The 11,301-nt window shown below is 54.2% G+C and carries 9 protein-coding genes and 1 pseudogene; 6 read left to right on the top strand and 4 right to left on the bottom strand.

The window, feature by feature from the left end; all coding sequences use genetic code 11:
- The first annotated feature begins 875 nt into the window (after positions 1-875).
- The gene (locus tag AC33YF_RS10870; protein WP_491777223.1) at positions 876-1,889 is read left to right on the top strand and encodes an AI-2E family transporter; all 1,014 of its coding nucleotides are present in this window, start codon (positions 876-878) and stop codon (positions 1,887-1,889) included.
- Between the two features lie 19 nt (positions 1,890-1,908).
- Positions 1,909-2,403 (top strand): ion channel, encoded by a 495-nt coding sequence (locus AC33YF_RS10865; RefSeq protein WP_491777222.1) that lies wholly within the window; start codon positions 1,909-1,911, stop codon positions 2,401-2,403.
- On the opposite strand, the gene AC33YF_RS10860 is transcribed toward AC33YF_RS10865, so the two are convergent.
- Positions 2,342-3,394: a DUF2955 domain-containing protein gene (locus AC33YF_RS10860; protein ID WP_491777221.1), complete on the bottom strand. Its 1,053-nt coding sequence runs from the start codon at positions 3,392-3,394 to the stop codon at positions 2,342-2,344. The two genes, AC33YF_RS10865 and AC33YF_RS10860, sit on opposite strands and share 62 nt — an antisense overlap.
- The gene (locus tag AC33YF_RS10855) at positions 3,384-4,466 is read right to left on the bottom strand and encodes an HlyD family secretion protein (protein WP_491777220.1); all 1,083 of its coding nucleotides are present in this window, start codon (positions 4,464-4,466) and stop codon (positions 3,384-3,386) included. Before AC33YF_RS10855 ends, AC33YF_RS10860 begins: the two co-directional genes overlap by 11 nt.
- A 364-nt stretch (positions 4,467-4,830) precedes the next feature.
- Between AC33YF_RS10855 and AC33YF_RS10850 the strand changes: the two genes are divergently transcribed.
- From AC33YF_RS10850 to AC33YF_RS10840, 3 genes are all read left to right on the top strand, one after another.
- On the top strand, positions 4,831-5,196 hold the full coding sequence (locus AC33YF_RS10850) for a hypothetical protein (RefSeq protein ID WP_491777219.1): 366 nt from the start codon (positions 4,831-4,833) through the stop codon (positions 5,194-5,196).
- Between the two features lie 98 nt (positions 5,197-5,294).
- Complete coding sequence (locus tag AC33YF_RS10845; protein WP_491777218.1) at positions 5,295-6,020, top strand: DUF2092 domain-containing protein; 726 nt, start codon at positions 5,295-5,297, stop codon at positions 6,018-6,020.
- Positions 6,021-6,244: 224 nt separating this feature from the next.
- Positions 6,245-8,293: a patatin-like phospholipase family protein gene (locus AC33YF_RS10840; RefSeq protein WP_491777217.1), complete on the top strand. Its 2,049-nt coding sequence runs from the start codon at positions 6,245-6,247 to the stop codon at positions 8,291-8,293.
- Positions 8,294-8,392: 99 nt separating this feature from the next.
- Here AC33YF_RS10840 and AC33YF_RS10835 read toward each other — a convergent pair.
- Positions 8,393-8,815, bottom strand: a pseudogene (locus tag AC33YF_RS10835) (DUF3604 domain-containing protein); the annotation flags it as partial.
- A gap of 450 nt (positions 8,816-9,265) precedes the next feature.
- Between AC33YF_RS10835 and AC33YF_RS10830 the strand changes: the two are divergent.
- Positions 9,266-10,444, top strand: a complete 1,179-nt coding sequence (locus AC33YF_RS10830; RefSeq protein WP_491777216.1) for a serine hydrolase domain-containing protein — start codon at positions 9,266-9,268, stop codon at positions 10,442-10,444.
- Between the two features lie 82 nt (positions 10,445-10,526).
- Here the strand turns inward: AC33YF_RS10830 and AC33YF_RS10825 are convergent.
- Positions 10,527-11,301, bottom strand: a 775-nt coding sequence (locus AC33YF_RS10825; protein WP_491777215.1) for a hypothetical protein, incomplete at its 5' end; no start/stop codon positions are given.

The raw sequence follows: 11,301 nt of genomic DNA, 5'->3' as shown, positions 1-11,301 counted from the left end.
GGCGCGGGGCTCCCTCCTTGGGCTCACCTCAAACTTCTAAGAGGGAGCGCGCCTAGGCTAGGGACCTAACCCGACGCCTGTCTTTGGTAGCACTAGACGCCTCACCGGGTCACGCTGCAACGCAAAACCATCGACACGCTGACAAAACGAAAGCCCCAGCGCGGGGGCACTGGAGCGTAGGACAGTATACCGCCAAGGCTTCAATGTGGGGGCAGGAAGCGAAGCCTTACCGAGTGGACACTTCACGCCGAGGCAAGACATTTGGATCACTGGGCCACGCAGACAAGCGAAAGCTCCGGCCAGGGAAGGAGGACCGGGGCTTTGCTACTCAGTGCGACGCTTAGCGCGGCATGTTGGTTTGGTAGGGGTTCGGGAAACCGTCGGCCAGAACCGGTGCGCCAGAAGCTGCGAGGATCGTCAGTGCAAGAAGTGCCTCTTTCATCGTCTCTCTCCTAATCAGTACCCCGTCTGCGATATTGCTATCGGGCTTGTCGTGATCAGGACGTAGAAACTGGTAGCGCGCATTACCAATAACGCTGTGTAAGAACGACGTGGTTCAAACCTCTCGCTGATTCACGGTGCTGTGTGGAGCAGTTGAGAGTCTCCGCGAGCGGCTCCGTGGCAACTTGCGCGCTTTGCATGAGCACGACCGCTTTATACCCGAAAGCAGACATCATAAGCCTCTGCATTGATGTCAGCTAAGTGACAAAAGCAGACATTCCAGACTCATTTTGGCCTACTGCGCCTCTCGGCTAGAGTAGCCAGATCAGCCTAGAGCTTTGGCCGCAAAAAATTCGTTGGGGGACGATCCTATGAACGATTCAGGCGATCGGTCACAGATTTGGGACCTGCAGCGCAAAGCCACCGAGATAGCAATGAGGCTATTTGTTGTAGGGGGCCTGGCTCTTTGGTGTTTCCTGATCCTCGAACCTTTCTTCCTCGTGCTGGTATGGGCGATTGTTCTCGCCATAGCGCTGAGCCCGGCCTTCAACTGGCTCACAGCTTTACTGGGCGGACGCCGGAAGCTGGCCGCAATGTTGTTCGTTCTCGTTGGGGTAGCCGTTCTCCTGGTCCCGGCTCTTGTTGCATCAGAGTCTCTAATTGACGGTCTGAAGTGGCTAAGTGTTCAAGAGGCCAAGCAGGCCATCCGCATTCCATCCCCACCCTCCTCAGTCTCCGAGTGGCCGCTGATTGGGGATCACGTCTATGGAGTTTGGAAGCAGGCCTCGGTCAATTTTGAGACTGCGCTAACCCAATTCGCTCCGCAGATCAGGAGCGCACTAGCATGGCTGACCTCCACGATTTCCGGTTTCGGCATCGCCTTCCTTCTGACAATCGTTGCTATCGTTATCGCGGGGGCATTGCTAATGCACTCGGAGGGCGGTGACCGCACCGCTCGGGCAATCGGTGCACGGCTTGGCGGCACGCAAGGTGAAGCGCTTGTTGATCTTGCTACCCACACGGTTCGGAGTGTGGCCTACGGCGTGGTTGGGGTAGCCGTTCTACAAGCCTTGCTTGCTGCTATCGGTCTTTTTCTGGCGGATGTGCCTGGGGCCGCGGTGTGGGTAGGCCTCATTTTGATTTTGGCGGTGGCGCAGCTTCCGCCGTTGATAGTTTTGGGGCCCGCAATCGTCTACGTGATCGCAACATCCGATAGCGCGCTTACGCAACTGCTGTTCACGATCTGGTCGCTTATGGTGAGCTTCAGCGATGCTTTCCTGAAGCCTTTGCTTTTGGGGCGTGGCTTAGATATCCCCGTGCTCGTTATCCTGATTGGCGCAATTGGCGGCCTGATGCGTGCAGGTGTGATTGGACTATTCGTGGGAGCCGTCGTCCTAGCGCTCGGCTACAGCATGTTCACAACCTGGATGCGATCGGCACAGGACTGAAACGGAGCATATCTTCGAGATGAACTTTGTGTTGGGGATCGTTATCGTAGTGATCTGTGCGATCATCCAATGCGCTGTGATTGCAGCGCTGCGCGTCGCGGTCCGCGCAGTTCATGCGAGCAAACACTTTCGGCAAGGCTTTGTACATGAGACGACGCTTCTTAGCGCTGTTGTCGTTGCGCTAATTTGCGGGATGTTTCTTCAGGTCAGTGTGTGGGCAGCCGTATTTGTTGCGATCGGCGAAGTAGAAGACGTGTCAAGAGCGATCTACTTTTCTCTAGTCAACTTCACAACGCTTGGATACGGAGACATCACGCTTAGCAGCCATCACGCAATTCTTGGTGCTTTGGAGGCATCAAATGGCATCTTAATGCTCGGGCTTTCCACAAGCTTTCTCTTTTACGTGCTGAGCATCTCCACGGGAGACAAAATTGGATCAAGCCATGAGGGTATTAAAGGCGGCTCAATGATCCGTCCGTCTTCGGAACGGCAAAGGCTAATCGAGCGACGCTAGCTAATCCAATCGTGTATGCAGCCGCGAGAATAACATTCAGGACACGCTCAACGAAAACCGAGCCGCTATCGCCGGGCAACGGCGCAAGGCCAATCCCAAGGACAATCAAAAAGGTTACTAGAGCAACCGCGTTGACCGACGCTTGCTGACCGCCTTTCGCGATCTCTCCCCCGAAAATGAGGCCAAACAAAAGACCAACTAGCAACAAGAAGGCGGCTGACGGGAGAAAGGTAACTAGTAAATACGCGACAAAGGCGCAAAGCCCGCCAGTGAGATTGCCATGTAGGTACGCCAGAGCAGCGTCGTAGCCTGCAAAATCCGGCTGACGCAGAATGGTTAGCGCCGTGATGAGGACAACAACACTAACTGGCGATCCGGAAAGTAAGAAAAGGATCACCAGACTCAACAGTACCGTCGTATTGGCGAGCGCGCGCCTGACCGGCGAGCCTTCGACGGTTGGAGGAGCCTGTGAGCTCTGCTTTACACGCGGCTGAGCGGGAAATATTGCGTAAGCCAGGAACACTAAGAGCGCCGCAAGGATGCTTCCCGAAAGTAAGCCATTAGCGAGTGCATAAGCCGAGTCGAGTGACGTGGCCGCTGTCAAGGGGACGATGGACACGGTGATTAGCATGACGTTTGCTAAGGTTACGGACTGTTGCCGCGCTAACAATAGAAACGAGAGAAATAGGATCAGCGCAATGACCAGAGCCAGAATAAGCGGCGTATCGATAAAGATCTGCGCAATCAGTATGCTGAGGGTGCATCCGGCTGCGATCAGAAAAACAAACACAAGGGCTTGCCTCATGCCAAAGGCACTGCTGCCAATAAGCAGTTGGACCGCGAAGAGCGGGGGCAAAAAGGGAAAGTCCCAATTTAGCGAATGACCAATCGTAAAGCCAAACGCCGCCGCGAAGGCCAACCGAAACGCGAGGCTATGCTCTTCAGCCCGTTTGTCTTCCTCAAGTGCAATGGGGACGCCTTTAGCTGACATAAGTCAGCACCGAAACGAGTCTCATCCAAAGCGCACCGATGGCGTTAACAACGACATTGTTAGTGGCGTATACGATAACGTTTGCCTGCGAACCATAGCGCACTGTTCCGGGCTCATAGTCTTCCTGATACTGAACTTTGACTGTGAAACGCTGCGGCGTACGGACGAGCCCCTTGGGCTCGCTGATATTCGGTAGTCCTGTGTCAGAATCAATGGACCCCTGAGAGACACCCCAGCCCGTGTTCACGACTTTACCTGAGAAAACACGGCCAGGCAGCGTATCGAGCACAATGCCCACAGGGTCACCGGTCTTGATGTTCTCCAAGCTGTTTTCACGGAAGTTGGCGTTAATCCAGACATCTCCAACGTCAATAAATGTGAGAGCGGCTTGGCCGACCGAAACAAATTGCCCATCCGTCAGCTGCAAGTTCGTGACATATCCCTCGGAGGGTGCGAAGACCTTGGTTCGCGTAAGGTCTAAGGTGGCCTGCTCGACGGCTGCCAGGGCTTCTCGCACTTGAGGATTGTTGTCGCCTTCAGGTCCCAATTCCTGACGAGCCTTCTCCACCTCAGCATTGGCCTCGCGAACATTTGCCTCGGCGACTTCAATTTCTTTCTTGGCGGTATCGCCTCTTGCAGCTGCATACACGCCCTTCTCAACAAGCGTTAGAATGCGGCTTGCCTGTTCCCGGACATTGTCGAGTTCCGCTTCGGCTTCGACCAAACGCTCTTGAGCTGAAGCAAGGGCGGCACTGCTTACTCCAACATCTTGGGTAGCGATCGCCAGTCTCGCTTGCGCTTCCTTGAGCGCGATTTCGAAGGGCTCTGGATTTATTCGGAACAGCAAGTCGCCCGCTTGGACGCGCTGATTATCCTGTACGGGAACCTCTAGGACGCGGCCCGCGACCTCCGGTGCCATGCGCGCAATAAATGCCTGCACACGTGCTTGCGATGTATACGGCGTCATCCTGTCTGCAACAATCGAATAGAAGAAAAGCACCACAATTACGGCCAGAACAATGAGCGTCCATCGCTCAACCGGGTTCCTCGGAACCTTAGCTGCTGCCGCCATAGACGCTCTCCTGTCGTGGGATCGAGGATCAAAGAGACTTGCTACTAATGTCGCGCACCTAAACCCGTTTTGTACATCCCAATCTATTGGGCTGCTGGGAGGCGGGCCAATGCGTAGCTGTCCACGAAACGTCCGCTTTGGGTCATTAGCAGACATCAAGCCCATCCGCATCGATGACCACTTTGGGACCGCTTGCGGACATTACGCCCGTGCCCTCCGGCAGCGGACTGAATTATTTTGAAGAAATGTGCCTCTTGGTCCACGTCCTATTCAAACGTAGGCCTTTGACGTAGGTTAAAGCGAACAATGCCCTTTGGTGGCACACAGCAAACATGTCGAAGCGACTAACACGAGGGTTGGCAAGATGAACGGATGGCTGAAGTACCTACAGTCCATAGCTATTGCTTTGGCGGTGACGCTTCTCGTACCAACCGAAATCTCCGCAGCGCCATTAAAAATCGGCTTTGAGAAGTACACTCAGCCTGTAAATCCCGACAAAATCTATGGCCAGTTCCTACTCGTTCACTGCTGCCACAGCCATCCCTATCCTCCACATGACAGATATTGCTGCCACGGGACTGGCTATCGCTCTCCCGGCAGAACTGCAGCGAGGGCCGCTGTTGGTGCTGCTGCCACTTACGGTGTTTACCGGGGCGTCCGGAGCGCCACGAAGAGCGCTTACAAGAAAGGGTATAACAAGGCGAAGAAGAACTATAAGCGCCGCCGTTGAGGCGGTGTGTTTTTTTGATGTCTTGGTGGGAGGGAGAAAGAAAGATGCCGCGGCATGTAGCCCAAAACACGAGTCTGAAGATTCTTTTCGCCGGTGTCATGGCCGTGATTGCTACCTCGGCATCGTGGCTGCCGAGCTATGCACAGGATGATGATGGTCCAGTTGACAAAAGGGCCATCGATATTCTCAAGGGCATGTCTGATTACCTTGGGGATAGCGAGACGATTTCATTTCGTACCAAGTCGTTTTTCGACGTCGTGCGGGAGTCGGGGATTAAGATCAAGACTGGACGTTCTGGTGCAGTTTTATTGAAGCGTCCTGGGGACCTCTACATTCATGCTGAGGGAGAAGATGGCAGCGCCTCGACGATTTGGTTTGATGGTTCGAAGCTGACGCTATGGCGTCGCGACGCCAATGAGGTCATGGCCATTGATTTCCAAGGCACAACAGATGCCATGTTGGATCATGTCATTGACGAATATGACGCCCAGATCCCATTTGCAGACTTGTTGAGTTCAGACGTGAACAAAACTCTGGGCAAAGACATCCTCTCAGCTGAATACATCGGTGTTCGCATCATCGATGGGGTGCCCTGTCATCAGCTTTCATTCGAGAGCGTGGGTGCTGATTGGCAAATTTGGATTGAGGCCGACTCGACTCCTGTACCGCGACGCTTCGTGATCGACTTCGTGGGCGATGCCTCAAAGCCTCAATACATGGCGCGCATGGACGCATGGAGCATCGGCCTTGATATTGAAGATTTCAATTTCGTCGCCGCTGTCCCTGAAGGCGTTGAGAAGGTCGAGTTCAGCCTCAAGCGATAGAGCCCAGGGGCAAATGCGGTGAAGCCAATACACTGCTTCTCGGCCACGTCCGCTTTTTGGCACTGTGCAGACATCGATCTCGGCGCGAAGGTGACATCCCCGATATCAATGTTGTGCTAATCCGCTAAAGCGCGAATGACACAATCTTCGATGAGGTGCCGCCTTTGGCAAGCAAACTTGAGAATGACGCGATTGCCGAGAATATGACGAGACTAGGGCTCGCATTGTCAGGTGGTGGTTTCCGGGCCACGCTCTATCATCTTGGTGTTATTCGCTTCCTACGAGACGCCGGCAAGCTTCAGCAAGTTTCCGATATCGCATCAGTTTCAGGCGGCAGCATCCTTGCTGCACACCTGGTGCTGAATTGGCATCGATACACGGGAGACGACAAAAGCTTCGCTGAAGCCGCGTCGGAGATCATCAAGTTTGTCCAGTTCGATGTGCGTAACCACATCGTCCGTCGACTTCCGATGCAAATTCCATTGCGGTTCTTGGCTAGGCTCCGCCTATTCAATCGACGTAGAGCCACTCCAAACGCGATCCTTGAAAGATATTACAGAGCACATCTTTATGGCGACCGCTGCCTTTACGAACTTCCAGAGCGGCCGATGCTGCACATTTTGACAACAAACGTGAGTACCGGCGTCCTGTCCGTGTTTAACCGGGACGGTTTGTTCATGGCGCACAGAGGGGCTGCCGGCCGTCAGAAGTTTGAGAAGGTATGTGGAAGGATAGCGAGCATTCCAAGGGTAGTCGCGGCGTCCTCTGCCTTCCCTGGTTTTTTTCCGCCCGTAGAGATAACAGCAGCTGACTTGGGTGTCCCTGAAGGTGAGTTCCCCACAGAGTTCTTCACCGACGGAGGCGTCTACGACAACATGGGATTACGGGCATTCTCCTGGCTCAAACATCAGGACCCGCAATTAGAAACAGTCCTGGTAAGCGATGCCGGAAAACCTTTTCAGATGATGACTGATGCGGCGTTGGGATTGATTGGCCAATCCGTGCGTGCCTCCGACATCTTATGGGATCGTGTTTGGCAGCTGGAGCGAGAAATTTTTGGCCATCGGAAAGGCTTCGTATTTCTACCCATCACCGAGATCGTAAGCCTGTCAGAGGATCCCACAGCTTTACCGCCGGTGGTTCAAACGGAACTGAAATCGATACGAACAGATCTTGATCGATTCTCGAACCAAGAGGTCAATGCTCTTGCTCAGCATGGCTATGAAGTGGCCCGCAAAGTCTGTTGTAAGGAAGAGGTGTTTGACGTATCCGAGATACCCAAGTTGCCACCCTGGGTGCCGATTCCAAATGAACGAAAAAGCAGGAAGGGGCATGGTTTAGTAGGCGCTCAGTCTGATACGCCTAGCCAAACAACGCGCTTATCACGTCGACTTCGCAAGTCGAGTCGTCGACGTATATGGACCACACTCGTGGATTGGCGCGATTGGCCGAGCTTTGTTTATGCCGCGATCGCTTTCCTGCTGCTTTTTTACGCCCCATATCAGGTCTACAGCCTCTACCAGCGAGCCCAGATGCAGGCTGGCGTCATCGACGCCATCGCTAGTGGCGATCCGGATATCCGCCAAATCCTGACCTTAGTTAAATCGAACCCAACGACAGATTGGGTCAACGAGAAAGTTGAGGAACTCACAGAGCCGGCAGAATTGAATTACGAAGGAGTGGAAGTGCTCACGCATAGCCGCATATACGATTTGCGCTGGGAGCCTTCTGAGAAACAGTTATCTGATCGTCACGTGCTCGTTTACGTTCGAGATCGCATGACTTTGAAGCTCCTTGAATCATATTCTGGTGATGGACGTATAACTTTTGCCTTTCCCAGCCGGGTCGAAAAAGTAAAGATTCGTGAATCCAATGGCGAAGTTCCGCGCGTCGTTCGCCGGCTCGCCAAACCAATCGAAGTGCAGGGCGAGAAACGAACACTCTATGAGTTTGAGTATGATTTTTCGCAGGTGCCCAAAGAAGAAGCCGTCACGATTGAGACTGAGTTACTGACGGAGGTTCCACAGGCTGCGAAGATCCAGTTCGTGCCAAGTCTTAAAACGGACCTCATCTCCGTTTGGATCTTGTTTCCACTCGACCAGCCCTACAAAAACTACAGCTTAGTGAATTACCCGGTCGATAGAAGCGCGCCGCCCAAGATAATGAACGTAAGATATAAGATTGACCATCCTTATGGCTCTCTGATCGGGTGGTCTCTGGTGAATCCTCAAGCAGACTATGTTTATGAGTGCCGATGGGAGCTCGGGTCCTGATCGTCACGGGGTGCGCGTGCCGTTTCAGAGGTAGGTTTGGCTGAAAACTGAGGCTTCCCCAACTGGCGCGCTGCTAGGTGACATGTCCGCTTTGGGTCATTAGCCGACGTTGATGGGCAAAGTGGGAACGTCCGCTTTGCTCCCATAAGCCGACATGGCCGCAGTCACGATAGAAGTCCGCTTTGTGCCAAAAGCGGACATCAGTATCTTTTGCGCATGCAAGATAGGCGACGCGTAAGCCCGCTCTTCACCTATGAGTGGTTGCTTTGCCGGCAACGCCAGCTCGAACTGGTCAGCGTCGTGCGCGGTCTCCCGCGGCACCAGAATCTTGGGTGCGCGCGCATACAAGAAAGCCCGGACAATCGGGTCGAAGTTTGGGTCGGTCCCGACCCTACCAAGTTCAGCGGCGCCGATCCTATTGGTCCAGGACGAGATCGGGAGATCTATCGTATCGCCCAGCGGCGGAACATTGCCGTTCCCATCAAGCTCGCGGCCGCCCGACGCCGCCACAACATGGACTCTCTCTTGGGCTTCCGGTTGGCGTCAACTCAACCTTATGATTGGGATGCGGTCGAGATTGGCGCCAACCGGATTGTCTGCGCCTCTTGGGTGTTAGTAACAGCTTACCCAGAGATCTGGCCGTTGTTAGCCTGAGAGTACTACTGATTTGAGCTTTCGATCGATCTCAGTGGCCTGTCGATTAAGACAAACTAGCGAGGCATCGTTGTCCTTGCAGTCGTTGTTGATACCGGGTTGGCGCTAGACGAGCCGACGGGCGCCGCGCGCGTCAGCGTAGGGACAACACACGCTCGTGGTGGCGCTGATATCAGTAACAGAGGACTGATCAACCCTATGAAGACCTTGGGCATAACCATTAGCTGCCTGGCTAGCGCTTGCCTTATTTCAACGGCTACGTTTGCGCAGGAGCGACAGGAACAGTCACCGAAGCTGCATCCAGAGAAGGGATACACTTTGGAGCAGACGCTCGCGCTTCACAAAAGGTTCGATTTGGGAACGTGGAATTCGGGTGAAGACATTGACCTCTCTCGGTTTGCCTACCTGAACACGGCTCGATTCTTCCCGCACGCGTGGATCCCCCGTGCGGATCAAGTGTCTGTATTGGAATCTGCCCCAAGCGATGGGATTGGCAAAACAACAGCCAAGACTGCTGAGGGCGAGATGACGCTGGACGAGTGGACAGCGAGGCATCTCGATGCGGTCATCGTGGTCCACGATGGTAAGATTATTTACGAGCGTTACCCACGAATGCGACCGAGCGATAGGCATATCTGGTGGTCAGTGTCGAAGTCCGTTGCCGGTACGATTGTCGGGTTGTTGGAGGAACAAGGACTCATTGACGTTAACAAGTCCATCGAGACTTACATTCCAGAACTCGCCGATTCAGAATGGAAGGGGACACCGGTTATCGATATCCTTGACCATGCATCTGGCATGACCGGGCTGGAAGCCGATGATCCAGAGGCCTACACCAATCCCGCTTCGCCCTATGGATTGTTCGAAGCAAGTCTGGGCATTCAGCCCGCAACCGGGGAAGCTCCAAAGTCCACTTACGACTACATTGCAACGCTAAAGCGGCAAAAACCAAGCGGTAAGAAATTCGAGTACACGTCCGTCAACACGTTCGTGGTCGCCTGGCTCGCTGAAAAGGTAACTGGAAGGCCCTACGCGGAACTGGTTAGCGAAATGATCTGGCAGAAAATGGGAGCTGAAGCGGACGGCCTTATCCAAGTATCCACCGCAGGGGCTCCTGGAGCTCATGGCCTAATAAACACCACACTGCGCGACCTGGCGCGTTACGGTATGCTCTTTACGGGCAGCTGGAACACAATTGCGAAAGAGCAGCTGATACCAGACAGTCTTGTTCGGGAAATTCAAAAGGATGGTCGCCCAGCCATCTACAGTGCTGGCATGCTCAAACCCAAGATCGATGCCTATCTGGGCGAGCCCGCCGCCTTTGAAACACGCCAGTGGGATTTCGTCCTCAAGGACGGGGATTTCGGCAAGTCCGGTTTCCACGGTCAAACGCTTTACGTTTCGCCATCAAAGAATCTCGTCGTTGCCTCCTTCGCCACGGGGAAGCGATACGATACTTGGGCCTTTGCGCGTGCCATCGCGAAGTCAATCCCTTAGCGGCTAAAACTGGATCACGGGAGGAATACTTGGTCTTCGAAGACAATGCTGACCAAACCGGCTTTGACTCACCTGGTGTTCCTTAGTGAGCATCCAACTTTGAGAGACCGGCTTTCTCCAAACCTTCCTTGATGTGCTCCACCAAGCAGCCGTTTGGCACGTAGGAGGATAGGAATCGCTCGGGGTTACTCGGGAAGTGATGATGGAGAAGGACGAGTTGTTGCAGTTCGAGGGATGCAGCTGTTTTAAGCCCAAGCTGGGCTAGTGCCGCAGCGCGGTCAATATAGCCCCAATACCAGTCCCGCATTCCGAATCGCATCGCCGCGTGTAGCGCGTCCTCATATTCACCGTTCGCATAAGAGACAACAAACCGGGCGTGGTGGATCCAGCCGGGAAGGCCCGTCTGATCGAACAGGCCCCACTCTGGTCGATCGCCCAGCTCTGATGGATCCGAAACCAAAGCCATCATCCAAGTCCCCCGTGCCCGATTGATTCTCGAGTTGTGGGGCTCAGTTAGCGCACGACCGATCTTTATGACCTGGACTTTATCGCCCAGATGCAACGCCATAAAGGAATCGACGAACTGGACGCGCGGATTGTCTGGAGAGGCATCTTTGGCGCGATCGATCAAACGCACCGCGTCTTCCACGGTACGCGGATCGTCGTCGTATCCATGCTTGTAGCCATCAAGGAGTAGATCGGCATGCGCGGCAAGAAGCTCGGGATGATCGGGATGGCTGGTGAGCTCAACCTGAATCGCGGCTGAAGCGCGTTGATGGGCCGCCATCGTCGCAATACCTTGGTACCAATCTGCCCATCGCAAAGCGGTAGCAGGGCCATCGTCCTTCTCTGATCGT

The sequence above is a fragment of the Methyloceanibacter sp. genome (genome assembly GCF_058506495.1).
This window is presented reverse-complemented; position numbering and strand designations above follow the sequence as displayed.

What these genes read in the sequence shown, in the direction of transcription:
- AC33YF_RS10865 (WP_491777222.1), top strand. Translation starts at nt 1,909, where the DNA reads ATGAACTTTGTGTTGGGGATCGTTATCGTAGTGATCTGTGCGATCATC.
- AC33YF_RS10845 (WP_491777218.1), top strand. Translation starts at nt 5,295, where the DNA reads ATGGCCGTGATTGCTACCTCGGCATCGTGGCTGCCGAGCTATGCACAG.
- AC33YF_RS10850 (WP_491777219.1), top strand. Translation starts at nt 4,831, where the DNA reads ATGAACGGATGGCTGAAGTACCTACAGTCCATAGCTATTGCTTTGGCG.
- AC33YF_RS10870 (WP_491777223.1), top strand. Translation starts at nt 876, where the DNA reads ATGAGGCTATTTGTTGTAGGGGGCCTGGCTCTTTGGTGTTTCCTGATC.
- AC33YF_RS10860 (WP_491777221.1), bottom strand. Translation starts at nt 3,394, where the DNA reads ATGTCAGCTAAAGGCGTCCCCATTGCACTTGAGGAAGACAAACGGGCT.
- AC33YF_RS10855 (WP_491777220.1), bottom strand. Translation starts at nt 4,466, where the DNA reads ATGGCGGCAGCAGCTAAGGTTCCGAGGAACCCGGTTGAGCGATGGACG.